The sequence below is a fragment of the Bradyrhizobium sp. GW821-FHT12B03 genome (assembly GCF_058807535.1).
Genome location: NZ_JBXAQU010000001.1, coordinates 431,924 through 455,162, shown reverse-complemented (window position 1 = coordinate 455,162; position 23,239 = coordinate 431,924). Strand labels below are relative to the sequence as shown.

Genomic DNA, 23,239 nt, shown 5'->3' with positions numbered 1-23,239 from the left:
GAGTTCGCAGCGTGGGCGTGAAGTCGGCTGCAGACGGCACCTCGTCCTCAGGCGTCATCCCGGCGAAGGCCGGGATCCATACCGCGTGATTTATCCGGCGCGGATGGTCGCGGTACCGAACGACGAGTCATCGCCAAATTTCTCCCTGGGGGTATCGCGACGAGCGCAAGTGCTCGCGCTGAGGTCCCGGCCTGCGCCGGGACGACACTGCGGGTTTGGCAGGATGGTGCGACTAAATTGGTGGAAGGCGAGCTGTCGGAATCCACGTGGCCCGTTCGTCCTCTGGATACACACCACCCCGGAGCCTCCCCATGCCCACCATCACCGCCTTCGAAAGCTCGCCCGACCGCGGCAGGGGACAGGCGCGCGACATGCGGGTGCGCTGGGCGCTGGAGGAGGTCGGCCAGCCCTACGACGTTCGCCTCGTGTCGTTCAAGGCGATGAAGGAGCCCGCGCATCTGGCGCTGCATCCGTTCGGGCAGATCCCGACCTTCGAGGACGGCGATCTCGCCTTGTTCGAGTCGGGTGCGATCGTGCTCCACATTGCCGAGCGCCACGATGGTTTGCTGCCGAAGGATGCGAATGCGAGAGCCCGCGCGATCGCGTGGATGTTCGCCGCGCTCAGCACGCTGGAGCCGCCGATCGTCGAGCTCGGGATGGCCATGCTGTTCGAACGCGACAAGAGCTGGTACGCGGCGCGCCTGCCGATGTTGCGGGATCGCGTGCGTACCAGGCTCGGTGAATTGTCCCGTCGTCTCGGCGGAGCCGACTGGCTCGACGGCGCATTCAGCGCCGGCGATCTCATGATGGTGACGGTGCTGCGTCGGCTGAACACATCTGGCCTGCTGGGCGAATACCCTGACATCGCCGGCTATGTCGCCCGGGGCGAAGCGCGCCCCGCCTTCATGCGCGCGTTCGATGCGCAACTGGCGGTGTTCAACGCGGCAGCGCGTTCGTAGCTGGAATCACAGACCTCATCCTGAGGAGCGCGCTCTTGCGCGCGTCTCGAAGGATGGCCGCGCGCACACCCTGCGCGGTGAGAGACGGTGGGCACGGCGCTTGCGCGCCTTTGCCCACCCGCAAGCCGCCCCTATCGCATCGTGATCGCGAGCCCGCTGAGATCCGCGTTCGCCATCAGACCGGTCTGGTAGCCCGACAGCTCCAGCACCGCGCCCTTCTGGTTGGTGAGCACGATGGCGCGGGCGCCGCGGCCGACGGCGAGGCCGGCCCCGGCGGCGCCGTAGACGCCGGCGACGTCGGAGGGACGGTTGATGTTGGAGACGCGGCCGCGCAGCACGGTCTTGGAACCGCCGAAGACGAGGCCGTAGTCGAGCCCGCCGGTGGAGAGCCCGTAGGAGCGGCCGCGGAAGTTCAACACGCCGCTTCCGCCCGAACCGCCGATGATCCAGCCCGCCTTGTAGATCGTCAGCACCACGGTGCCGCCGTCGGCCAGCGCCGAGGTCGAGAGCCCGGCAAGAGCGGCGATGGCGACCAGCGCGGCGCGAAAGGTGGATGCGATCTTCATGGGGCGTCTCCGGGGGCTATTTTTCAAGGGAGGAATCGAATCAGACGCGGCCAATCTATCCGATGGATCGCGGCGGCAACATGATGGGGTGGCCGTCAGTCGTGGCCTGCAGCAACACACTCAACTGTCATCGCCCGGTTTAACCGGGCGATCCAGTATTCCAGAGACGGCTGTGGTTGAACGAGAGGCCGCGGCGTACCGGATGCCCCGGTCAGGCCGGGGCATGACGGCGGAGTTTGGGGCTGCACACCGGCACCACCGCCATCATGCCATTGTGCCCCTGTTTTGCCCGACGGAGCAAGCGAATAATTCTTTTTTTCAGAATTCTAAATCGTTCAATGATTTCCGCCTGGCTCCTACTGTGCATGGGGTTGTTTTCGCGGTTTTTGTTTTGCGGAGGCCCGGCATGCCGCTAGGCTCACGCATCGCAGCCCCGTCGTCCGAGGTGATCCCATGCCGATCCAGCATTTCGCGCCCCCGCCGCACGTCAAGGCGCCGCCACTGTCCTTTGCGACGCGCGTCGGCGATCTCCTGTTCGTCTCCGGCATTCCCGGCTTCGACGCCCATGGCGCGCTGCCCGACGGCTTCGATGCGCAGTTCGCCAATGTCGTCGTCAACATCAAGCGCGTGCTGGACGAGGCCGGCGCGACCGTCCGCGATCTCGTCAAGGTCAACGTGCTCCTGACCCGCGCCGCGGACGTTGCCGCCATGAACGCGCTCTATGCCGGCGCCTTCGGCCCGCCGCCCTACCCTGCGCGCACGACCTGCGTGGTGCAGGCGCTGCCCGATCCGAAGATGCTGATCGAGATCGAGGCGGTGGCGTCGCTTTCGACGTGAGCCGCGCCTTGCGCGTGTGACCTGTCGGGCACGCGGCCAAACCAAGTGGCCGGCTGCGTCTGACATATCCGTGAACGGCCGCTCCCCGGCTTGCAAAGGCCCTGCTTTTACCGCACGAATTTTCGGGTCACACGTCCCCACAAGGAGATCTTCATGCGTCGCGTTCTCGCCCTCTGTGCCGTTGCCGGCATCGCTAGTTCCGTGTTTGCCGTGCCCGCGTCCGCAGCGCCCGGCTATTACGTGATCCGCTGGGACAACACCGGCATCTGCCAGGTCTGGAACGAGGACCTGAAGTACAAGCCGTTCCAGTGGGGCGCTTCGACCTACAAGGTCGTCAGCAAGCCGATGCCCACCTTCACCGCCGCCTCCGACCTCCAGATCAAGCTGCGCGCGGAGCGCCGCTGCACGCTCTGAGCCTTTCGCGACGGATCGGATTCGAAGGGCGGGTCGCGCGCGCGATCCGCCCTTTTCTTTTGGCGGACGGCGCTCGTTTTCCAGCCAGAATCCCGCATTTCCAGCGCGGGCGCTTTGAACCTGACCAGCAGGCGGAACTACTCACATCTTGTCCGGGGCGACATCGCAAAAGCGCTCCGCACCACCCCTCCCCTCATTGTCGGGAGGCGCGTCACAACTTTCATTTTGAGGAGATGATCATGCGTCGTATTTCCGTGCTGTGCGCTGCCGCCGGTCTTGCCATCGCGGCCTTCGCGGCCACCAGCCAGGCCGAAGCCGGCTATCATCTGATCCGCTGGCAGAACGGCGGCTTCTGCCAGATCTGGGACGAGAGCATCCCGACCACGCCGTGGCCCTCCGACTACACCCGCGTCACCCCCACCGTGCCGACCTTCGTCGACGCGCTCGCGCTGAAGGACCACGCGTTGAAGAACGGCCACTGCAGCTGGTAAGACTCGATCGGCGGACGAAGAACGGGCAAGGGCGCGAAGCGTCCTTGCCCGTTTGCTTTGTGCAGTCGCCCGTCACGCGTCCTTGTGGGCGCCGGGATGGATCAGGAGGTCGCGTGCGGCGGCAAGGTCGATGAACGCTTCCGCGCTGCCGCCCCGGTCGGGATGCATGCCCTTGGCGGCGCGGCGATAGGCCTGGTTGATGTCCTCGCAGGTGAGCTGCACCGCGAGCGGCAGGCCGAGCACCTTGCGGGCGCGATCCTCGCTCGAGAGTTTCTTCGGCATGGCGTTGCGGCGGCCGAAGCGCGGCGCAGTCAGATCATGGACGACGTCGAGGACCACACCGATCCGGCGCCGGGCCGCCAGCGTGACGCTGTGATCGTCATTGCCCGCGGCCTGGCGCAGCACCGGCAGCGCCTGCTCGGCGGCCTGCCGCAACGTGGCATCCGTGCTCATCCGCGCGATCTCGGCGACGAGCCGGCCTGCCTCGGCCCAATCGGCAGACTCCGTCGACCGCAGGCGCTCGAGCGCCAATTTCCAGGATTCAAGCCGTTCCATCATGCGCGCAACGTTTAGCAATGAAGATCAGTATGCCAAGGCCGCCGTTTCCGACCCCTTAATTTCGAGTTAGCCTTTCATGAAACTTCGAAACGAATCCGGGAGGAAAATGTCATGGCATTGCTTGCAAACCACATCGCCGTCGTCACGGGCGCCGGTTCCGGCATCGGCCGGGCGATCGCGGCCGGCTACGCCCGCGAAGGCGCGCAGGTGGTGCTGCTCGACGTCAACGCCGACGCGGTGGCGGACGCCGCGCAGGAGATCCGCAAGGCGGGCGGCAAGGCCGAGAGCTTTGCGCTCGACGTGACCCGGCGCGAGGACTGCTTTGCACTGGCCAAGCAGGTCGCCGACAAGGTCGGGCAGGTCACGATCCTCGTCAACAATGCCGGCATCACCCGCCGCAACGCCTTCACCGCGGAGACGGAGACGGTGGCGAAGGACTGGAACGACATCATCGCGCTCAACCTCAACGGCGTCTTCAACATGACGCAGGCCTTCCTCGCGCCCCTGCGCGCGAGCAAGGGCCGCATCGTCAATATCGGCTCGATCCAGTCCTTCGTGCATCTGCGCACGCCGAGCTCTGCGGCCTACACCACCTCGAAGCACGGCGTGCTCGGCTTCACCAAGGCGCTCGCGGCCGAGCTCGGCAAGGAAGGCGTGCGCGTCAACGCGATCGGGCCGGGCTTCATCGAGACCAACATCAACGCCAATGTGCGCGCCAGCAATCCGGCGCTGGTGCAGGCTTTCGTCGACCACACCCCGCTGGCCCGCACCGGCAAGCCCGAGGACATCGTGGGCCCCGCGATCTTCCTCGCCTCGGATCTGTCGGCCTACGTCACGGGAACGATCGTGATGGTGGACGGCGGGTACCGGACGGTGTGAGTGCGACGGCCTCACCCTTTCATCGCCCGCGAAGGCGGGCGATCGCACCAATCGCGGCGGCTTCGCGGCATTCCCAAGGTCAATTGGTGCGATCGCCCGTCATTAACCTTTCGTTAACCAAACCCGCCCACCGTAGATTTACGGCTTGGGGGTCGTTTGTGCTCGATCCGCTTCCAAAGAGGGAAGCGGGCGTTGATCGGGAGTGTGTTGATGACCACTGTTCATGTCGCTGCGTCCGAGCCGGGCGCTTATTTCCTAGCACCCAACCAGATCGTTCCGCTGTTGATCGGCGCGACCGTCGACGAAGTCGAGCGCGAGCTCGTGCTCCAGACGCTCGCGCGCTGCGACGGCAACCGCACGCGCGCCGCGCGCGTGCTTGGCCTGTCGGTGCGCACGCTGCGCAACAAGATCAGGATCTATGCCGCTTCCGGCATCGACGTGCCCGCCTATCAGGACTAGCGCGTGGCTGCGCGAGGTCGATCAGTCCGCCCGCGATGCCCGGCGCGACGATGTGCTGCGCAACAAGCGGCGCAGCTCCTGCTGCAGGTAGGCGCCGGCGAGAACCGCGAGCGCGATGATCGCGACCGCGGCCGCGATCAGCTCGATCGCGCGGAGAACGAACGCCGTCATGACAGCCCATGGCGCCTGCGGCTCTTCGGCGAAAGCGACCGGCACGATATCGGGCACGAACAGCTGCGCAAGACCGACCGCCGCGGCAAAAGTGACGGCAGCCAAGCAGAACATTTTCCACGCTTCGCGCATCGGTCGCTCCTCGTGAGGTTGTGGCCGCGCGCCGTTCCATGACACGCCGTCGCGTGCCACCGATTGATGTTGATCAAGCGTGGTGCGATATGCGGACGGAATTGCTGCTGTCGTCAAACGCCGCTAAGTAGCTTGCTTCCGGTCAAGGGAGCAGCGGCGTGGCAGACGAACAAAAACGACAGGGACCTCAGGGACCGCGCGGGCGACAGGGCGAACCGGGACGGCCGGGGCCGCAGGGTCATCCCGGCCGACGCGGCCCCGATGGTGCGCGCGGCAAGCCAGGACCGCAGGGCAAGCCGGGCCCGATCGGAAAGGCTGGACCGGCCGGCAAGCCCGGTCCGCAAGGCAAGCAGGGCGAGACCGGTGCGCGCGGCGCTGGCGGCGCGCAGGGACCTGTCGGCCCGCAGGGGCCGGCGGGGCCGCAAGGCCCGCGCGGCGAAGCCGGACCGCCCGGCCAGCTGCCGTCGATCGAGCAGGTGCTGCCGTGGCTCGAGCAGCTCTTCGACGCCTGGGACGAACGCCGCCGCCAGCGCGAGCGTGAAGCCGCCGAGCGCGAGGCACTGGAGGCTGCCGTGCAGGAAACCGGCGAGCCGATCGCCGATGACGAGAACGACGACGGCGAAGACAATGATCACAAGAGAAAAAAGAAAAAGAAGAAGCACGGTCACAAGGATTAGCGGTCAGGCCTATTCCGCCCGATCCTCGCGTCGCGGCAGCATGCCCATGCGCTCGAACTGCCAGCGCATGGCGCGATACCAGAGATAGCCGACCGCCGCGCCGCAGAAGGCCAGGATGACGACGTTCGCGCTCGAGAACGAGCCGCTCCACCACATCATCCACGCGGTCCACAGCAGCGTGAGGATGATGGCACCTGCTTTGAGGGGAATAAGGGGGCGGCTCATGATCGTGCTCCGGGTTGGCAAAACCCCGGCAGACATCATGGCAAGTCGCGACGCCCCGTACCGTGAGTCAGATCACGGAGCCGCTGAGTGGATCCACTAGCCGAAACGCAACCGCGAGCGCTCCTTGGCCTTTTCCGCCTCGACCTCACGGTCGCGCGCCGGCGCATGGGTGTGCAGCGAGGCGAGGAGCGTTCGCGCCGCCTCCGAGACCTCGGCCACGGCACGGTCGAACGCCGCCTCGTTGGCCTGCGACGGCTTGTTGAAGCCCGACAGCTTGCGCACGAACTGGAGCGCGCTGGCGTGGATCTCGTCCTCCGTCGCCGGCGGCTCGAAGTTGAACAGCGTCTTGATGTTGCGGCACATGCAGCCTCTCCCGATGTTTCCCTCGAGGACGATTGGCGGAACCAAAATCCTACATTGCTCCGGACGTTTCTGCTAAGGTTCCTCGCAAAGCGGCCGCCGGATACGAGCCGCATGGGGAGAGAAACATGAAGGCTTTTTGCGCGGCGCTATCAGCCGTTCTGCTGTTCGTTTTGTTGTCTGCCACCTCTTTACCAGTCATGGCTGCCGATTATCCGGCGCCCAAGCAGGGCGACTGGATCGCCAGGGATTTCAAGTTCCACACCGGCGAGACCATGCCGGAGCTGCGGCTGCACTACACCACCGTGGGTGAGCCAACCGGCCAACCGGTGCTGGTGCTGCACGGAACGGGCGGCTCGGGCGCAAGCATGCTGACGCCGAGCTTTGCCGGCGAGCTGTTCGGTGCCGGGCAGCCGCTCGACGCCGCCAAATATTACATCATCATTCCCGACAGCATCGGCCATGGCAGGTCGTCAAAGCCGTCCGACGGCATCAAGACGGGCTTTCCGAAATACGACTACGACGACATGGTCGAGGCGCAGTACCGCCTGGTGACGGAAGGGCTCGGCGTCAAGCATCTGCGCCTCGTCATCGGCAATTCGATGGGCGGCATGCACACATGGCTGTGGGGCGAGAAATATCCGAAGGCGATGGACGCGCTGATCCCGATGGCCTCGCAGCCGACCGAGATGGCCTCGCGCAACTGGATGCTGCGGCGGATCATGCTCGACACCATCCGGAGCGATCCCGACTACAACGGCGGCAACTACACCAGCCAGCCGCGCATGATGAAATACGCCGTCACCGCCTATGGCATCGCCAGCATCGGCGGAACGCTGGCCTATCAATCGCAGGCGCCGACCGCGGCCAAGGCCGACAAGATCGTCGACGAGCGGCTGGCGACGCCGATCACGGCGGACGCCAACGACTTCATCTACCAGTGGGAGTCCTCGCACGACTACAATGCCGGCGAGAAGCTGGAGAGCATCGAAGCGTCGCTGCTGCTGATCAATTCCGCCGACGACGAGCGCAACCCGCCGGAGACCGGCATCACGGACGCCGCGATGAAGCGGGTCAAGAACGGCCGCCTGTATCTGATCCCCGCCAGCACCGAGACGCGCGGCCATGGCACCACCGGCAATGCAAAGTTCTACAGCGAGCAGGTCAGGCAATTGCTGCAGACCGCGCCGCAACGGACGATGTAGAGTCGGCGGACTGCAGATCACCATATCGCAATGCATCATGTGCGGCGCCTCGCGCGCCGCATATTATTTGAGCATGCAATGCGCAGACAGCTCGGGCTTAATCGCGCCAACGATACGAATCGACGCGCGGGACAATCGCGCGCCACAGGCACGACACGCGATGAGGAGGATCGCATGCGCAGGCTCGCACTGTGCGTTTGGCTGGCTGCGATGACGGCGCTGACGAGCGCCGCGTTTGCGTTCGACAACGGGCAATATGATCACGTCCCGCCCGACATCCGCGCCTGGTTCAAGAGCGTGATCGCGCCGAACGGCGTGCCCTGCTGCGACATCTCCGACGGTCATCGTACAGAGTATGACGTGCGCAACGGCGCCTATTGGGTACCGATCGAGGGACAATGGATGGCGGTGCCCGAGCGCGCCATCATCCGCGATCGCGGCAATCCAGTCGGCCAGGCCGTGGTGTGGTACGTCCACCACCGCGGCACCATCATCATCAGCTGCTTCGTGCCGGCCGACGCCGTGTGAGGCGTCTTGATGGATTCCATTGGCTGGAGCCGGCTCGATCGGCTAGTTTGAGGCCAGCCGATACGGAGGCACGCCATTGACCGATCTTTGCGCCGACGACCTCGCCACCATCTATGCCAAGCCCAGCCCGCGCGTGATCGCGAAGGCACGTCCTGCGATCGACGCGCATGCGAAGAAATTCATCGAGATGTCGCCGTTCTGCGTGCTCGCGACGTCAGGCGCGGATGGCAACGTCGATGCCTCGCCGCGCGGCGGCGGCATCGGGTTCGTCCACGTCGCCGGCCCCAACCAGCTGCTGATGCCCGACCGCTCCGGCAACAACCGGATCGACAGTTTTCGCAACGTCGTCGAAGGCTCGGGCTTCGTGCATCTGTTGTTCTTCGTGCCCGGAATTGACGAGACGCTGCGCGTCGGCGGACGCGGTACGCTGTCGGCCGATCCGGATCTGCTCGCCTCGATGGTGGAGTTCGGCAAGCCGCCGCGCGCGGTGCTGAACGTCGCGGTCAGCGAAGTGTATTTCCACTGCGGCAAGGCGCTGATGCGCTCAAAACTGTGGTCACCGGAGAAGGTGCAGCGCTCGGTGATGCCGAGCATCGTCGAGGTCATCCACGACCAGACGGGCTTGGGCGAACCGGAGAGTCAGGAGATCGTGGAAGAGCGCTACAGGGAGCAGCTGTAGCTATCGCAATTGGTGTCGTCCCGGCGAAGGCCGGGACCCATAACCACAAAAGGTAGCTTGTCGAAGATCCGCAACGGTCTCGCGCCACTACTCCCGTCTAGGAGTATGGGTCCCGGCCTTCGCCGGGACGACACAAGAGTCTGCGGCTGAGGCCGGAGCCTAATGCCCCTCGCCCTCGAGCCCGCCGACGTGCTTCTGGGTATAGAGTTCGAGGCCGATGCGGCCGATCAGGTCGAGTTGGGTTTCGAGGAAGTCGATGTGATGCTCCTCGTCGCTCATCAGCTTCTCGAACAGGTCACGCGTGACGTAGTCCTTGACGCCGTGGCAGTAGGTCGCCGCTTCCTGGTAGAGCGCCCGCGCGCTCATCTCGGCGGCGAGATCGCACTCGATGATCTCCTTGACGTTCTGGCCGATGCGCAGGGGATCGAGCACCTGCATGTTCGGGAAACCGTCGAAGAACAGGATGCGCGCGGTGAGCTTGTCGGCGTGCTCCATCTCCTCGATGGATTCCTTGCGCCAGACCTTGGCCATGTCCAGCAGGCCCCAATTGTCGAGGAAGCGGTAGTGCAGCCAGTACTGGTTGATCGCAGTCAGCTCGTGACGCAGCGCCTTGTTGAGGTAGTCGATGACTTTTGCGTCGCCCTGCATGGTTCACTCCAGCTCTTGCAGTCCAAATCGGTCCTAAACCAAGTTTAGAACGCTTCTAAATGACTTTACGCACGGGGGCAACCGGCTGCGGGGCACAGCCGGGGAAAAGCTCAGCCGATGGTGCGGAAGATTTCAGCAGGCCGCGAGCGCGAACTGGGCGGGTTCGGCCGTCTCGTCGTTGGCGGCGACGGTGTGGCTGTGCGGACAGCCGGAGCAGCACGACTTGGCGCAGGGGCCAAGAGCTTCGTCGATGATGGTCTTGATCGTCCGCGCGCAGCGGCCACACTCGGCGCTGCAGCCGAGGCATCCATAGACCTGCTTGGCATGGCGCACGGCGTCGTCGGACTCGGCGACGGCGGCGCGGATGTCCTCATCGCTCAGCACGTTACAGGAACAAACGATCATGGAAACGGCAGACCCTTCGGTGATGCGCCATCATCGATATTTAAGCGGCCGGCCGGATGCAAAAGGAAAAACCGGTATTTGAAGCTATTCCAAACTGGCCTGGAAACAGCCTAGAACGGCTCTAAAATAGGGTGTTGCGCTGGATCAAGAGTGCGGCGCATTCAGTCGCCGCCCCCGCCTCCTCCACCGTCGCCGCCACCGCCGCAATCCCCGCCTCCGCCGCTGTCGCTGCTGGAACAGTTGCCGCCGTCGGTCGAGTTCCCCGAACTGCCGCTGGAAAACCAGCTCCCCAGCGACAAGCCGTCATTCGTCCCCGAATAGCTGTCGCCACCTCCACTGCCGCCATCGCTGCCAGCCCCGGCGCGGGAGCGGCGCTGGCCGCGGTTCTGGAGGTGGGTAATCCAGCCGTATCCGATGGCGAAAACGATCCCGGCAGCAATCAATGCATTGATCATCGCGTTGCCCATCATCGCCTCCCTGGCGGAGCTGCGGTCCATACCAATTCGTCGCACCCCGCCTGGGGGCCGTTCATTGATCGTTCAAACGAAGTGTGGAACCTTACCCCCAAAGAGTTCCCGCGTGCTTGTGCGAAAGGTCGAGACAATGAAGAAGTCGCTCCTGGCAGTCGCTGCCATTGCCACGATGGCCGTGACGGCCGGAACGCCGGCCCAGGCGCAGCGCGGTGTCGCTGCCGGCGTGGCGGCCGGGATCATCGGCGGCGCCATTGTCGGTGGCGCACTCGCCTCTCCGTATTATTACGGACCCGGCCCTGGCTATGCCTATGGTCCGGGTTATGGCCCTGGCTACTACCCGCCCCGTTACTACGCGCCGGGTCCGGGTTATGCCGCCGATGACTATTACGGCGGCTGCGTCTGGCAGAAGCAGCGCTTCTGGGACGGTTATGGTTGGCGCATCCGCCGCGTCAGAGTCTGTGGCTGAGGCGCCAAGAACCGATTCACTACGGATGCGCCGTTCATCTCGGGGCCCGAAAAAGACCGCTTTTTCTCGTCACAGCTCAGTGTGCGTTTACCGTGGATTGACCATTTGCGCGCTTCCTAGCTGCAAGGCCAATTCCATCAGAGTGTGCGTGAACCTTTGAACCCCGGACGCTTCTAACAAGGGACGTCCATCTCTCAGGAGAGCCAAGAGCATGAAGAAGACTTTAGTTGCCGCCCTCACGGTTGCGACGGTCGCCGGTTCGCTGGTGACCGCCACTCCGTCCGCGAAGGCCCATGACGGCGTCGGCGCCGGCATCGCGGCCGGCCTGATCGGCGGCGCCATCGTCGGCGGCGCGATCGCGTCGAGCCGTCCGGCCTATGGCGGCCCCGTCTACGTCGCCGAGCCCCCGCCGCCCGCGCCCTGCTACTGGCGTCGCGAGCGCTATTGGGACGGCTACGGCTGGGTCAGCCGCCCGGTTCGCGTTTGCTACTGATCTGATCGCCCGGCGCATGCGCGCCGCGATCAAGAGCCCGGCCGAGACCATCGGCCGGGCTTTTTCTTTGCCCACACACTATCGCGCCGCCTGGATCGAACGCAGCACCTCTTCACTCGGCCAGCAATCGACCTTGAGGCCTGCCGACTTCTGATAGGCGCCGAGCGCGGCACGCGTCTGCATGCCGGCCTTGCCGTCGATCTTGTCCTTGTAAAGCCCGACGCGGGTGAGCCCGCGCTGCATGGTCTCGACGTCCCTGGTGCGCAGCTGCTTCGAGGCCGACCACGGCGTTGCGAAGGGTAGCGGGCTCGTCATGCGGTCGCTGAGATGACCGACGAACAGCACGTAGAGATCGGAGAAATTGTATTCCTTGATGACGAAGTAGTTCTTCGTGGTCAGGAATGCGGGGCCGTAGATTCCCTCCGGCTGCAACAACGAGGCCGGCTGCGCCTGCTCCGCGGCGCCGAGCTTTTGTCCACGCACCGGCACGAAGCCCTCGCGCAGCCATTGGCTGATCGGCTTCGTCACCTCTGGCACGCCGGTGGTGCAATCGACCCTCGCCGGTGCCTGCACCTCGTAGGCCCAGCGCACACCGCTCTGCCAACCCTTGTTGACGAGCTGCTGCGCGGCGGAGGCCAGCGCATCCGGCACCGAATGCCAGATGTCGATGCGGCCGTCGCGGTCGAAGTCGACACCGTGCTTGTAATATTCGGACGGCAGGAATTGCGTGAGCCCGGTGGCGCCGGCCCAGGACGATCGCATGTCCTTGCGCGTCACCACGCCCTCGTCGAGGATCTTCAGGGAGAGGATGAACTCGTTGCGATAGGTGTCCTTGCGGCGGCCGACATAGGCCTGCGTCGCCAGCACGCGCACGAGATCGTAAGGCAGCGTGTAGCGGCCATAGTCGGTCTCGCGTCCCCAGATCGCCAGCATGACGGTGGCCGGCACACCGGAGCTCTTCTCGATCTCGGTCAGCGCCGGACGATATTTCTGCAGCAGCCGCTGTCCCTCGCCCGCAAGGCGCGCGATCGAGGCGTCCCTGACGTAGTCGGCCGGCACCTGCACGAACTCGGCCTGCGACGGCGCGCCGGTCGCAGGCCGGCCCGGCAGGATCAGATCCGGCAGCTTGTAGTCGGGTTCAAGCCCACGCGTTTCTCGATCGAACGTCGCGCGCGACACGCCGGCGGCCTGCGCCTCCGGCCAGAGCGAGGCCATGAACTGCGTGAAGGCGGCGTCGGCCGCGTGGGTGGGGCTGTGCGGCATGACCGACAGGAACACCCCGAGGGCGACGATGGACACGCGCCATTTCATCGATCAATCTCAATCTTGCAAAACGACATAGCGCCGCCGATCATTGTCAAAATTCAATTTCGGGTGGTAAATTTTGCCATGCGCATATTTTTGTCATTTCCATCCGAGCTCGAAGCGAAGGCTGACGACATCGCTCAGTCCCTCCGCAATTCCAACTATGACGTGTTCTTTTCGCATGACGATCTCCCGCCCGGCGACAGCTTCGATGCACGGGTGGAACAAGCCATCCAAAGCAGCGATTGTATGGTGTTCCTCGTCAGTCCGGAAGCTGTGACCAAAGGACGATATACCCTGACCGAGCTGGCGTTTGCCCGAAACAAATGGCCAAATCCCAGCAATCGCGTGCTCCCCGTGATGATGGCGCCCACCGCGCTCGACAAGGTCCCCAGCTATCTGAAGGCCGTGACCATTCTCGAGCCGGAGGGAAGTGCCGCAGCCGAAACGCGGGCTGCCGTCGAGCGCATGATTCAGGCAAGGGACCTGACGCTGGATCTGCCTGTCGTGCCGCTTGCCGCGCTCTCTCTCACCTCCGCCATCGGCTGCTGCCTCGCGATCACCTATGCAAACAACCTGCTCCTCTATTCGTTCATCATGTCGGGCGCGGAAAGGGTGACGATCGTCCCCGGCCTGATCTTCGGGCTGGCGGTGGCGATCTGCAATTTCATCTTCGGCGTCAGGGACAGATTCCAGCTTGGCCTCGTCGTCGTCGTGACGACGCTGGCCTGGATTGCCGCATGGGATTCGAGCCTCGTGACGCTCAAGGTGCTGGGGCAGTATTCGAAAGCCGTGGTGACCGACAGCGGCGGCGCGATCGCCGCCGACACGTCCCCCGGCGAGACCGCGAGAGAGACGCTGAGCAACAACCCGATCACGGGTTATGTCATCGGGTGCGTCGGCGGCGCAGTCGGAGGAGCCATCACCATTCTCGGCGTCCTCTTGATCAATGTTCCATTCAGGCGGCTCGACAACGTGGTGACGTGCTGGATCGCCGCCACCGTCGCCGGCGGCGTCTACGGCTTGCTCTACTCGCTACCGAGCTGGCTGGGCTGGCTGATCCTGTTCGCCCTCTGGCAGACGGCCGTCATCATGATGATCGCGAGAGGACTCCCGCGCGGCACAGCGCAACTTCCCAAGTGGCTCGGCAGGCTCGCCGGGCCGGCTTCCGTGATCTCGCGCGACACGCGATGACGGGCTGGCGTCCTGCGCCAGCCCTCCGCGGCTTCACCGCGTCAGCTTCTTGTACTTCACGCGGTGCGGAATGATGCTGTCCTGGCCGAGCCGGCGCATCTTGTCCTTCTCGTAATCCTGGAAGTTGCCCTCGAACCATTCGACATGGCTGTCGCCTTCGAAGGCCAGGATGTGGGTCGCGATGCGGTCGAGGAACCAGCGGTCATGGCTGATGATGACGGCGCAGCCGGCGAAATCCTCCAGCGCCTCTTCGAGCGCGCGCAGCGTATCGACGTCGAGATCGTTGGTCGGTTCGTCGAGCAGCAGGACGTTGGCGCCGGACTTCAGCATCTTGGCGAGATGCACGCGGTTGCGCTCACCGCCGGAGAGCGCGCCGACCTTCTTCTGCTGGTCGGCTCCCTTGAAGTTGAACGACGAGCAATAGCCGCGCGAGTTCACTTCCTTCTTGCCGAGCAGGATCAGCTCGTTGCCGCCGGAGATTTCCTCCCACACGTTCTTGTTGCCGTCGAGCGCGTCGCGCGACTGGTCGACATAGCCGAGATGCACGGTCTCGCCGACCGTGATCGTGCCCTTGTCCGGCGTCTCCTGCTTGGTGATCATCTTGAACAGCGTGGTCTTGCCGGCGCCGTTGGCGCCGATCACGCCGACGATGCCGCCGGGCGGCAGCTTGAAGGTGAGATCGTCGATCAGCAGGCGATCGCCATAGCCTTTGCTGAGGCCTTCGAAGTCGACCACGTTGGCGCCAAGCCGCTCGGCCACGGGAATGATGATCTGCGCGGTCTGGGTCTGCTTCTCGCTCGCCTGCTTGAGCAGTTCCTCATAGCGCTGGTAGCGCGCCTTGGACTTGGCCTGACGTGCCTTCGGCGACGAAGCGACCCATTCCTGCTCGCGCGCAATCGTCTTCTGGTGCGCGGCGTCCTCGCGTCCCTCCTGCTCCAGCCGCTTCTGCTTCTGCACCAGCCAGGACGAGTAATTGCCCTCGTAGGGAATGCCCTTGCCGCGATCGAGCTCGAGGATCCAGCTGGTGACGTTGTCGAGGAAGTAGCGATCATGGGTGACGATCAGGATCGCGCCCGGATAGTTGCGCAGATGGCCTTCGAGCCAGGACACGGACTCGGCGTCGAGATGGTTGGTCGGCTCGTCGAGCAGCAGCAGCTCGGGCTGGTCGAGCAGCAGCTTGCACAGCGCGACGCGGCGGCGCTCACCGCCGGAGAGCTTCGTCACATCGGCGTCGTCGGGCGGGCAGCGCAAGGCGTCCATGGCCTGGTCGACCTTGCTGTCGAGATCCCAGAGGCCCTGGGCCTCGATCTCGTCCTGCAGCTTGGTCATCTCGTCGGCAGTTTCCTCGGAATAGTTCATCGCCAGCTCGTTGTAGCGATCGAGGATGGCCTTCTGCTTGGCGACGCCCAGCATGACGTTCTCGCGCACGGAAAGCTTGGGATCGAGCTGCGGTTCCTGTTCCAGATAACCGACGCGGGCGCCCTGGGCGACCCAGGCCTCGCCGTTATACTCCTTGTCGAGGCCGGCCATGATCTTGAGCAGCGTCGACTTGCCCGAGCCGTTGACGCCGAGCACGCCGATCTTGGCGTCCGGGTAGAAGCTCAGATGGATGTTATCGAGCACCTTCCGGGTCGGGTAGCTCTTGGTCAGGCCCTGCATGAAATAGATGAACTGGCGCGCCATCGGTCCCGTGAAACCTTCGATTTGAGGAAATTTGCTTGCCGCCGATGTAGCGATCCCGCCCCCAAAGGGCAACGTTTTCCCTCCGTTCACCACGGATGAATACGGGATGGACACCATCCGGAGCCAGATCCGGACAATTGAAACCATCTTTTAATAAATCAGGCCAAAGCTCGGCTTCGCGCGGAAAACAGCGCCACCCGCTCAGAATGCGCGGGGAGCACAGCGAGGCCCATCATGGCTCTGATCGAGACCCATTCTCTTCCTGTTCCGGCAGAAGCCGGCGGCACCTCCGCGCTCGTCTCGGAGATCAAGGGCTTCTGGAAGCGCTTCTTCGCCACCGCCTTCAACCCCTACCGGCCCGAGCTGCACTACATGCGCGGCCCCGGCCCCGCCTGGCGCGCCAAGCACGGCATGGATGCACCGTTCCGCCTGAAGCCCCGCGACCTCTGAGCCCATCCCCGCTATCGGATTTTTGAAGACCCAAGCTGCTTGCGCGCAGCTCTGATTGCGCGCAACCATGGCCCGGTTCCGACGATGGCGCCCTCGCCCAGCGCCCTCACCTCTCGCCATGGATGAACGCCGATGACGCGGCTGCGCTGTGCAATTCTCGACGACTATTTTGACCTTGCCCTCAACGTCGCCGACTGGCCGAAACTGTCCGACCGCGTCGACGTCACCGTGTTCCGCCATCCCTTCGCCTCCGAGCAGGCCGCAGCCGCCGCGCTGGCCGATTTCGAGATCGTCTGCGCGATGCGCGAGCGCACCGCGTTCCCCAAGAGCCTTTTCGCGGCGTTGCCGAAGCTGAAGCTGCTGCTGACCTCAGGCATGCGCAATGCCTCGATCGACATGGAGGCCGCGAAGGCGCAAGGCGTCGCCATCGGCGGCACGCAATATTCCCGCGATCCGACCGCCCCGCTGACCATGGGCCTGATCCTGGAACTGACCCGGGGCATCGGCCGCGAGAATGCGCGCATGCATGCGGGCGAGCCCTGGCAGAGCTTTGCCGGTGTCGAGATCGAGGGGCTGACGCTGGGCATCGTCGGGCTCGGCAAGCTCGGCGGCAAGATGGCGGGCATTGCCAAGGCGTTCGGCATGAACGTGATCGCCTGGAGCCCGAACCTGACGCCCGAGAAGTGCGCGGCGGCCGGCGTCGGCTACGCCGGCAAGGAGGAGCTGTTCGCCAAGGCCGACATCGTCACCATCCATGTCGTGCTGAGCGAGCGTTCGCGGGGACTGGTCGGCGCTGCGGATCTCGCGCGGATGAAGCCGACGGCCTTCCTCGTCAACACTGCGCGCGGGCCGATCGTGGACGAGCAGGCCTTGCTGGAGGCCTTGCAGCAGCGGAAGATCGCGGGCGCCGGCATCGACGTTTTCTCGGTCGAGCCGCTGCCGGTCGACCATCCCTTCCGCAAGCTCGACAACCTCGTGCTGACGCCGCATCTCGGCTACGCGACGGAGGATGGTCTGCGTATCCATTACGGCCAGATGGTCGAGGCGATCGACGCCTGGACCAGGGGCGGTGAGTTGCCGCGGAAGCTGGCCTGAAACGATGAAGGGCGCGCCGATGGCACGCCCTTCGCAATCATTTGCTTCGGAGCGCCTAGCGCACGGTGACCGGCGCAGGCAGCGGCGGCACGACGGTCGGCTGAGTGCCCGGGACGGGGCCGGCCTGCGCGGCCATCGGAGCCGGACCAGCAGCACCAGGCACCGGCGCGGCGGATGCGGTCGCAGTTCCCGGCGGCGGACCACCCGGCATCACGACCACGCGGGTGCCGACCTTGACGCGATCGAACAGGTCGGAGACGTCCTCGTTCAGCATGCCGATGCAGCCGGAGGACACGAACTTGCCGATCGTCGAGGGCTGGTTGGTGCCGTGGATGCGGTAGACGGTCGAGCCGAGATACATCGCGCGGGCGCCGAGCGGATTGCCGGGGCCGCCGGCCATGAAGCGCGGCAGATAGGGCTGGCGCTCGATCATCTCGGTCGGCGGATGCCAATCCGGCCACTCGGCCTTGCGGGTGATCTTCTGCACGCCGGTCCAGGTGAAGCCGTCGCGGCCGACGCGGACGCCGTAGCGGATCGCACGGCCGTTGCCGAGCACGTAGTAGAGGTAGGTATTCGGGGTATCGACGATGAGCGTTCCGGCCGGCTCCTTGGTCGCCAGCGAGACCTCCTGGCGGCGCAGGTTCTGCGGCAGCTGCGCCGGAGCGGCGTCAGGTTGCTCCTCGGGCGGCAGCGACGCGATCGCCATCGGCCGGCCGTCGGCACCAACAGGCGGCTGCCCGGCCTGGACCGTGCCGGTCGCGGCGGGACCACCGACCGCCTCCGGCGGACGCAGGCCGTCGCTGCCGGGTGCCTGGACGGATCCTTGGGCCGGACGGTCGGCATAGATCACCGCGGGCGGGCCGGCGGGGCGGCCGTAGCGGGGATCGTCGGGCGACATCACCGGACCCTGCGGTGGCGCAGCCGAGTAGACGGGGGCGCCGGCGGGACGGCCATAACGGGGATCATCCGGCGACATCACCGGCCCTTGCGGCGGGGCGGCCGAATAGACCGGCGGACCAACGGGGCGGCCATAGCGCGGGTCGTTGGGCGAGATCGGACCGGGCGGCGGCAACGATGCCTGCGGCAGCGCGTCGTCGTCGTCTTCCAGCGCGTCGAAATTCGGCGCGCGGTCGCCGGGGCGATATTCGGCCGGAGCGCCATAGCTCGGCGCCTGCTGGACCGGATAGCTCTGGGCCTGTGCGAGCGAGGTTCCCGCCGCAGCGACTGTTGCGGCAGCGCATATCGTCAGAAAATGTTTGATCATCATCGCTCTTGTATAGTCCCCAGGCCCTATCGGACCGCTAACGGCCAGATGACCGAAGATAGCGGCACATTCAAGACATTGCAGGCTTATTTGCGCCGGATTTGCCGATTTGTGATCCGCAAGACTACCGTTGCTCCGTTGCATCACGGGGGCGGAAATCGCATCGCGCCGTGGATTGCCGGACTCCTCGCCCCCGAATTTAAGGGAACGGCGCGGAGACGTTGCGATATGTTCGAATCAGCCTGATTCGCCGCCGCTTCGAGCTCCGATTCCGCGTGGCGAACGCGGCAACCAGTACCGTCACCGCGTTCAGATGGCTCATGGGCCCCAGCTACCCACGCCGCCGGGGCGGAAATTCGCAATCCCTCGATGCTTCCCGGCTTTCGTTTCCTGCTTGCCGCGATCCTGCTGTCAACCTCCATCCTGGTGTTCGGCTTGGGCGCCGCCGCGCTGCTGCGCGCGAGCCATGAGCAGTATGTCAGCAACCCCTCCTGGCGAAACGGCCCGCAGGAGCAGGTGTTTGCGCAGACGTCCGAGCCGGCCCAGCCGGTGCTCGCGGCCTTGCGTGCCGAGCCGGAGCCGGCCGATCCCGCGCCGACGCTGCGCGACCAGGTGCCGACCATCGCTCTGCCGGCCCAAGGGCCGGAGCAGATGGCTGCTGCAGCGATCGAAGCCGACGTTCAGCCCCCGGTCGTTGCACCAGTGGCTGACGCCTCGGCCGCCGAACCGGCCAAGGCTGAGACGATAACGGACGCCGCAGCCCCGGCTCCCACCGACACGCTCACCCCCGCCGACACCACGGCATCGATCCCCGAGGCCAGGCCTGCCCCCACCGCCAGCGCACCGGCAGCGGCTGACCCCAGCCTGGCGCTCGCATCCTCGGCGCTCGATGTCGCCTCGGCCAGGATCGCCGCGCTGAACGATCCCGCGACCACGACCTCGAAGGATCCGCCGGCCAAGGTCAAGGCGGACAGCAGCGCACCGGACAGCAAGGCGACCAAGCCGCGGGCGAAGGCGAAGAAGCGGCACCGCGTGGTGCGGCGCCCTCCCCCTCAGCAGCTGCAGCAGTCGCTTGATCCGTTTGGACAGCCGCAGCAGCCGGCGTTCGCCACAACGACGACCACGCGGGCGCGCTGATCATTTTTTTCACCTCTCCCCGCATCCGCCTTCGCCCGAAGGCGGGCTTCGGCGGACAAGAGAACGGGGCGAGGGAGCGCCCCGTCGTCGTGGCTTCATGCCGGGCCGGTCGCGATCGGCGGGCCTTTCTCCTGGCCCCATTCCGACCACGAGCCGTCGTAGAGCGCGGTGTCGGTGACGCCCAGGCGATAGAGCGCGAGCGTCAGCACGCCGGCCGACACGCCCGAGCCGCAGCTCGTCACGATCGGCGCATCGAGCTTGACGCCAGCGCCGGTGAACGCGGCGCGCAGCTCCTCGAGCGGCTTCATCGTGCCGGTCGCAGCATCGAACAGCAGATTGTAGGGCACGTTGCGCGCGCCGGGGATGTGGCCGGAGCGGATGCCCGGCCGCGGCTCGGGCGCGCGGCCCTCGAAGCGGTCTGCGGCGCGTGCGTCGATCACCTGCTCGGCGCGGCTTTCGACGTTGGCGATCAGTTGCTGCATGCTGCGCACGCGTTTTGGATCGTAGCTTGCCTTGAAGGTCGCAGGCTTCGGCTTCACTTCGCCGCCCTCGACGGGGCGCCCTTCGGCGCGCCATTTCTTCAGGCCGCCATTGAGGATGCACACATTGCTGTGGCCAAAGGCCAGCAACATCCACCACGCGCGCGGCGCGGCAACCCAGCCGCCGGCATCGTAGATCACGACCGTGTCGCTATTTCCGATGCCGAGATTGCCGACGTCGCGGCCGAACTGCTCGGCGCTCGGATACATGTGCGGCAGCGGATTGGAATGATCCGACACCGCATCGACGTCGAAGAACACCGCGCCGGGCAGGTGCGCGGCGAGATAGTCGTCCTTCGGCAGCGGCAGCACGCCCGGCAGCTTGAAGCTGGCGTCGAGCACCCTGACGTTGGCGTCGTTGATGTGGGCGGCGAGCCATTCGGTGGAGACGAGGGGGTCGGTGGCGGTCATTGCATGCTCCGGCAGTTCTCTCAGTCGTCATGGCCGGGCTTGTCCCGGCCATCCACGTTCTTCTCGCGGCAAAGACGTGGATGCCCGGGACAAGCCCGGGCATGACGTTGTGACTGGTTGTGTACGTCCAAGTTAGCTCTTCTTCTTCGGCTCCCACGCTTCCGTCGGGCCGCCGGCATCGCGCCAGGCGGCGTAGCCGCCGGCGATGTGGGCGACGGGCTTGAGGCCCATGTCCTGCGCGGTCTTGGCGGCGAGCGCGGAACGCAGGCCACCGGCGCAGTGGAACACGAACTTCTTGTCCCCCTGGAACACCGGCTTGGCATAGGGGCTCTGCGGATCGATCCAGAATTCGAGCATGCCACGCGTGCAGGCGAACGCGCCGGGGATGCGGCCGTCGCGCTCGATCTCGCGGGGGTCACGGATGTCGACGATGACGACGTCGCCGTTCTTGGAGATCTCGATGGCATCCTTGGCGGTGAGCGTCTCGATCTCGGCATTGGCCTCGTCGATCAGCGCCTTGATGCCGCGGGTGATGGTCTGGGGCATGTGGTTCTCCCTCTTGTTACGCCGACGTTCCGGGCGAACTGCCGGAGGTGGAGGTCACCTCTCCCGGTTGCGGGAGAGGTCGCGGAGCTCGGCAGCGCACTTGCGCGCCGGAGCGACGCGGGTGAGGGCTCTCTCCTCTTGGGGGCCGTCGCTGGTGGAGAGACCCTCTCCCCGACCCTCCCCCGCAAGCGGGGGAGGGAGCGCAGTCCCGTCGCCGACAGAGCCGGGCCTAATCGTGCATCAGTGCGTCAATTCCTTCATCGCGCCTTCCAGCCCCTCGATCGTGATCGGGTACATCCGATTGGCGAAGATGCGTTTGATGATGGTGGTGGATTCCGAATAGTCCCAGTGCTTCTGCGCGACCGGATTGAGCCACACCGAATGCGGATAGGTGCGGATGATGCGGTCGAGCCAGACCGAGCCCGGCTCCTCGTTGACGTGCTCGACCGAGCCGCCCGGCACCATGATCTCGTAAGGCGACATCGAGGCGTCGCCGACGAACACGACCTTGTAGTCGTGCGGATATTTATGCAGCACATCCCAAGTCGGCGTGCGGTCGGTGAAGCGGCGCTTGTTCTGCTTCCACACGCCTTCATAGAGGCAGTTGTGGAAGTAGAAATACTCCATGTGCTTGAACTCGCTCTTGGCCGCCGAGAACAGCTCCTCGACCTGCTCGATATGCGAATCCATGGAGCCGCCGATGTCGAAGAACACCAAGAGCTTCACCGCGTTGCGCCGCTCGGGGCGCATGTGCACGTCGAGATAGCCGTGATTGGCGGTCTCGCGAATGGTGGTGTCGAGATCGAGCTCGTCGGGCGCGCCGGTGCGCGCGAATTTGCGCAGGCGGCGCAGCGCCACCTTGATGTTGCGGATGCCGAGCTCGACATTGCCGTCGAGGTCTTTGAACTCGCGCTTGTCCCACACCTTCACGGCGCGGTTGTTGCGGTTCTTCTCCTGGCCGATGCGGACGCCTTCGGGATTGTAGCCGTGGGCGCCGAACGGCGAGGTCCCCGCCGTGCCTATCCATTTCGAGCCGCCCTGGTGGCGGCCCTTCTGCTCCTCGAGCCGCTTCTTCAGCGTCTCCATGAGCTTGTCCCAGCCCATGGCCTCGATCTGCTTCTTCTCTTCCTCGCTGAGGTACTTTTCGGCGAGCTTCTTCAGCCACTCTTCGGGGATCTCCGCCTTCTCCATGGCATCGAGCAGGTTTTCCAGCCCCTTGAACACGGTGCCGAAGACGCGGTCGAACTTGTCGAGGTTGCGTTCGTCCTTCACGAGGGACGCGCGCGACAGATAGTAGAAATTCTCGACCGAATAGTCGCTGAGATCAGCGTCGAGCGCCTCCATCAGCGTGAGGTATTCGCGCAGCGTCACGGGGACCTGCGCATCGCGCAGAGAAGTGAAGAATTGCAGGAACATGGATGACAGATTGCCCGTCGGGGGGCGAACGTCAAGGGGCGCGCTCCACCTCTCCCGGAGGGAGAGGTCGGCGCGTAGCGCCGGGAGAGGGGCTTCGCTGTCTCGTGGGATCAGCGCCCCCTCACCCGGATCGCTCACGCGATCCGACCTCTCCCCGCTGGGGAGAGGTGAACCACGGGCATCGACGAGCCAATTCAACGTGGACCCAAGGGCTTTTTGCTCTAGAATTGAGACCGTCACAGGGTTGTTTTGGGGACGTTTGCAATGGGAATTCTCGCAGCACTCATCATCGGCGCGATTGCGGGCTGGCTTGCCGGCAAGATTGTCCACGGGGCGGGATTTGGCCTGCTCGGCAACATCGTCGTCGGCATCATCGGCGCGCTGGTCGCAGGCTGGGTGCTGCCTCAGTTGCACATCCAGCTGGCCACCGGCACGGTCGGCGCCATCGTGGACGCCACGATCGGCGCGGTGATTGTGCTCGTCATCCTTTCGCTGATAAAACGGGTCTGAAAGCCTGACCGAACCAGGAACGGCCGCCATGAGCGGCCGTTCCCATGTCGCGACCAGGGCCAAA

31 protein-coding genes are annotated in these 23,239 nt (G+C 65.2%); 17 read left to right on the top strand and 14 right to left on the bottom strand.

Annotated features, from left to right (window positions below; genetic code table 11):
• Positions 1-311: 311 nt before the first annotated feature.
• Positions 312-959 carry a glutathione S-transferase family protein gene (locus AC1RUR_RS02270; RefSeq protein WP_492840899.1) on the top strand — a complete coding sequence of 216 codons (648 nt, stop codon included), beginning with the start codon at positions 312-314 and terminating at the stop codon, positions 957-959.
• Between the two features lie 131 nt (positions 960-1,090).
• Here AC1RUR_RS02270 and AC1RUR_RS02265 read toward each other — a convergent pair whose 3' ends face one another.
• A complete protein-coding gene (locus AC1RUR_RS02265) occupies positions 1,091-1,525 on the bottom strand; it encodes a hypothetical protein (protein WP_492840897.1) in 435 nt (144 codons plus the stop codon).
• Between the two features lie 453 nt (positions 1,526-1,978).
• Between AC1RUR_RS02265 and AC1RUR_RS02260 the strand changes: the two genes are divergently transcribed.
• The 3 genes from AC1RUR_RS02260 (at position 1,979) to AC1RUR_RS02250 (ending at position 3,267) form a co-directional block, all read left to right on the top strand.
• Positions 1,979-2,362, top strand: coding sequence for a RidA family protein (locus AC1RUR_RS02260; protein WP_492840895.1), 384 nt, complete (start codon positions 1,979-1,981; stop codon positions 2,360-2,362).
• A 153-nt stretch (positions 2,363-2,515) separates the two neighbouring features.
• Positions 2,516-2,776, top strand: coding sequence for a hypothetical protein (locus AC1RUR_RS02255; protein WP_492840893.1), 261 nt, complete (start codon positions 2,516-2,518; stop codon positions 2,774-2,776).
• Between the two features lie 239 nt (positions 2,777-3,015).
• On the top strand, positions 3,016-3,267 hold the full coding sequence (locus AC1RUR_RS02250; protein ID WP_492840891.1) for a hypothetical protein: 252 nt from the start codon (positions 3,016-3,018) through the stop codon (positions 3,265-3,267).
• Between the two features lie 72 nt (positions 3,268-3,339).
• On the opposite strand, the gene AC1RUR_RS02245 is transcribed toward AC1RUR_RS02250, so the two are convergent.
• Complete coding sequence (locus AC1RUR_RS02245; protein WP_492840889.1) at positions 3,340-3,825, bottom strand: J domain-containing protein; 486 nt, start codon at positions 3,823-3,825, stop codon at positions 3,340-3,342.
• Between the two features lie 111 nt (positions 3,826-3,936).
• Here AC1RUR_RS02245 and AC1RUR_RS02240 point away from each other — a divergent pair, with 111 nt between their 5' ends.
• Both AC1RUR_RS02240 and AC1RUR_RS02235 read left to right on the top strand, forming a co-directional pair.
• Positions 3,937-4,704, top strand: a complete 768-nt coding sequence (locus AC1RUR_RS02240) for an SDR family NAD(P)-dependent oxidoreductase (protein WP_492840887.1) — start codon at positions 3,937-3,939, stop codon at positions 4,702-4,704.
• 210 nt (positions 4,705-4,914) lie between these two features.
• Positions 4,915-5,163: a helix-turn-helix domain-containing protein gene (locus AC1RUR_RS02235; RefSeq protein WP_492840885.1), complete on the top strand. Its 249-nt coding sequence runs from the start codon at positions 4,915-4,917 to the stop codon at positions 5,161-5,163.
• 21 nt (positions 5,164-5,184) lie between these two features.
• On the opposite strand, the gene AC1RUR_RS02230 is transcribed toward AC1RUR_RS02235, so the two are convergent.
• A complete protein-coding gene (locus tag AC1RUR_RS02230) occupies positions 5,185-5,466 on the bottom strand; it encodes a hypothetical protein (protein WP_492840883.1) in 282 nt (93 codons plus the stop codon).
• A 158-nt stretch (positions 5,467-5,624) separates the two neighbouring features.
• Between AC1RUR_RS02230 and AC1RUR_RS02225 the strand changes: the two genes are divergently transcribed.
• Positions 5,625-6,143 (top strand): collagen-like protein, encoded by a 519-nt coding sequence (locus AC1RUR_RS02225; RefSeq protein WP_492840881.1) that lies wholly within the window; start codon positions 5,625-5,627, stop codon positions 6,141-6,143.
• Between the two features lie 9 nt (positions 6,144-6,152).
• Here AC1RUR_RS02225 and AC1RUR_RS02220 read toward each other — a convergent pair whose 3' ends face one another.
• Together AC1RUR_RS02220 and AC1RUR_RS02215 are read right to left on the bottom strand one after the other, a co-directional pair.
• Positions 6,153-6,368 carry a hypothetical protein gene (locus AC1RUR_RS02220; RefSeq protein WP_492840879.1) on the bottom strand — a complete coding sequence of 72 codons (216 nt, stop codon included), beginning with the start codon at positions 6,366-6,368 and terminating at the stop codon, positions 6,153-6,155.
• A 96-nt stretch (positions 6,369-6,464) separates the two neighbouring features.
• Positions 6,465-6,731 (bottom strand): DUF2277 domain-containing protein, encoded by a 267-nt coding sequence (locus AC1RUR_RS02215; RefSeq protein ID WP_492840877.1) that lies wholly within the window; start codon positions 6,729-6,731, stop codon positions 6,465-6,467.
• Positions 6,732-6,856: 125 nt separating this feature from the next.
• Between AC1RUR_RS02215 and AC1RUR_RS02210 the strand changes: the two genes are divergently transcribed.
• The 3 genes from AC1RUR_RS02210 (at position 6,857) to AC1RUR_RS02200 (ending at position 9,140) form a co-directional block, all read left to right on the top strand.
• Complete coding sequence (locus AC1RUR_RS02210; RefSeq protein WP_492840875.1) at positions 6,857-7,933, top strand: alpha/beta fold hydrolase; 1,077 nt, start codon at positions 6,857-6,859, stop codon at positions 7,931-7,933.
• Positions 7,934-8,107: 174 nt separating this feature from the next.
• The gene (locus AC1RUR_RS02205) at positions 8,108-8,461 is read left to right on the top strand and encodes a hypothetical protein (RefSeq protein WP_492840873.1); all 354 of its coding nucleotides are present in this window, start codon (positions 8,108-8,110) and stop codon (positions 8,459-8,461) included.
• Between the two features lie 76 nt (positions 8,462-8,537).
• A complete protein-coding gene (locus AC1RUR_RS02200; RefSeq protein ID WP_492840871.1) occupies positions 8,538-9,140 on the top strand; it encodes a pyridoxamine 5'-phosphate oxidase family protein in 603 nt (200 codons plus the stop codon).
• A 159-nt stretch (positions 9,141-9,299) separates the two neighbouring features.
• Here AC1RUR_RS02200 and bfr read toward each other — a convergent pair whose 3' ends face one another.
• From bfr to AC1RUR_RS02185, 3 genes are all read right to left on the bottom strand, one after another.
• On the bottom strand, positions 9,300-9,788 hold the full coding sequence (bfr, locus tag AC1RUR_RS02195) for a bacterioferritin (protein ID WP_011089420.1): 489 nt from the start codon (positions 9,786-9,788) through the stop codon (positions 9,300-9,302).
• Between the two features lie 132 nt (positions 9,789-9,920).
• The gene (locus tag AC1RUR_RS02190; protein WP_492840868.1) at positions 9,921-10,193 is read right to left on the bottom strand and encodes a (2Fe-2S)-binding protein; all 273 of its coding nucleotides are present in this window, start codon (positions 10,191-10,193) and stop codon (positions 9,921-9,923) included.
• 161 nt (positions 10,194-10,354) lie between these two features.
• Positions 10,355-10,663 carry a hypothetical protein gene (locus AC1RUR_RS02185; protein ID WP_492841574.1) on the bottom strand — a complete coding sequence of 103 codons (309 nt, stop codon included), beginning with the start codon at positions 10,661-10,663 and terminating at the stop codon, positions 10,355-10,357.
• A 133-nt stretch (positions 10,664-10,796) separates the two neighbouring features.
• Between AC1RUR_RS02185 and AC1RUR_RS02180 the strand changes: the two genes are divergently transcribed.
• Positions 10,797-11,132, top strand: a complete 336-nt coding sequence (locus AC1RUR_RS02180) for a hypothetical protein (protein WP_492840866.1) — start codon at positions 10,797-10,799, stop codon at positions 11,130-11,132.
• Between the two features lie 211 nt (positions 11,133-11,343).
• Positions 11,344-11,625: a hypothetical protein gene (locus tag AC1RUR_RS02175; protein ID WP_128927381.1), complete on the top strand. Its 282-nt coding sequence runs from the start codon at positions 11,344-11,346 to the stop codon at positions 11,623-11,625.
• Between the two features lie 78 nt (positions 11,626-11,703).
• Here AC1RUR_RS02175 and AC1RUR_RS02170 read toward each other — a convergent pair whose 3' ends face one another.
• Positions 11,704-12,936 (bottom strand): lytic murein transglycosylase, encoded by a 1,233-nt coding sequence (locus tag AC1RUR_RS02170; protein ID WP_492840864.1) that lies wholly within the window; start codon positions 12,934-12,936, stop codon positions 11,704-11,706.
• Positions 12,937-12,951: 15 nt separating this feature from the next.
• Between AC1RUR_RS02170 and AC1RUR_RS02165 the strand changes: the two genes are divergently transcribed.
• A complete protein-coding gene (locus AC1RUR_RS02165) occupies positions 12,952-14,124 on the top strand; it encodes a TIR domain-containing protein (RefSeq protein ID WP_492840862.1) in 1,173 nt (390 codons plus the stop codon).
• Positions 14,125-14,157: 33 nt separating this feature from the next.
• On the opposite strand, the gene ettA is transcribed toward AC1RUR_RS02165, so the two are convergent.
• Entirely contained in the window at positions 14,158-15,807 is a 1,650-nt protein-coding gene (gene ettA / locus AC1RUR_RS02160) for an energy-dependent translational throttle protein EttA (RefSeq protein ID WP_492840860.1), read from the bottom strand.
• Between the two features lie 234 nt (positions 15,808-16,041).
• On the opposite strand from ettA, the gene AC1RUR_RS02155 reads away from it, so the two are divergent.
• Together AC1RUR_RS02155 and AC1RUR_RS02150 are read left to right on the top strand one after the other, a co-directional pair.
• A complete protein-coding gene (locus tag AC1RUR_RS02155) occupies positions 16,042-16,257 on the top strand; it encodes a hypothetical protein (protein ID WP_492840858.1) in 216 nt (71 codons plus the stop codon).
• 132 nt (positions 16,258-16,389) lie between these two features.
• Positions 16,390-17,352, top strand: coding sequence for a D-2-hydroxyacid dehydrogenase family protein (locus AC1RUR_RS02150; protein WP_492840856.1), 963 nt, complete (start codon positions 16,390-16,392; stop codon positions 17,350-17,352).
• Positions 17,353-17,407: 55 nt separating this feature from the next.
• Here AC1RUR_RS02150 and AC1RUR_RS02145 read toward each other — a convergent pair whose 3' ends face one another.
• On the bottom strand, positions 17,408-18,616 hold the full coding sequence (locus tag AC1RUR_RS02145) for a L,D-transpeptidase (RefSeq protein ID WP_492840854.1): 1,209 nt from the start codon (positions 18,614-18,616) through the stop codon (positions 17,408-17,410).
• 369 nt (positions 18,617-18,985) lie between these two features.
• Here AC1RUR_RS02145 and AC1RUR_RS02140 point away from each other — a divergent pair, with 369 nt between their 5' ends.
• Complete coding sequence (locus AC1RUR_RS02140; protein ID WP_492840852.1) at positions 18,986-19,753, top strand: hypothetical protein; 768 nt, start codon at positions 18,986-18,988, stop codon at positions 19,751-19,753.
• A 95-nt stretch (positions 19,754-19,848) separates the two neighbouring features.
• Here AC1RUR_RS02140 and sseA read toward each other — a convergent pair whose 3' ends face one another.
• From sseA to AC1RUR_RS02125, 3 genes are all read right to left on the bottom strand, one after another.
• On the bottom strand, positions 19,849-20,703 hold the full coding sequence (gene sseA, locus AC1RUR_RS02135; RefSeq protein ID WP_492840850.1) for a 3-mercaptopyruvate sulfurtransferase: 855 nt from the start codon (positions 20,701-20,703) through the stop codon (positions 19,849-19,851).
• Positions 20,704-20,835: 132 nt separating this feature from the next.
• A complete protein-coding gene (locus tag AC1RUR_RS02130) occupies positions 20,836-21,249 on the bottom strand; it encodes a rhodanese-like domain-containing protein (RefSeq protein WP_492840848.1) in 414 nt (137 codons plus the stop codon).
• 240 nt (positions 21,250-21,489) lie between these two features.
• Complete coding sequence (locus AC1RUR_RS02125) at positions 21,490-22,665, bottom strand: vWA domain-containing protein (protein ID WP_492840846.1); 1,176 nt, start codon at positions 22,663-22,665, stop codon at positions 21,490-21,492.
• Positions 22,666-22,929: 264 nt separating this feature from the next.
• Here AC1RUR_RS02125 and AC1RUR_RS02120 point away from each other — a divergent pair, with 264 nt between their 5' ends.
• Positions 22,930-23,175, top strand: coding sequence for a GlsB/YeaQ/YmgE family stress response membrane protein (locus AC1RUR_RS02120; RefSeq protein ID WP_492840844.1), 246 nt, complete (start codon positions 22,930-22,932; stop codon positions 23,173-23,175).
• The last annotated feature ends 64 nt before the right edge of the window (positions 23,176-23,239 follow it).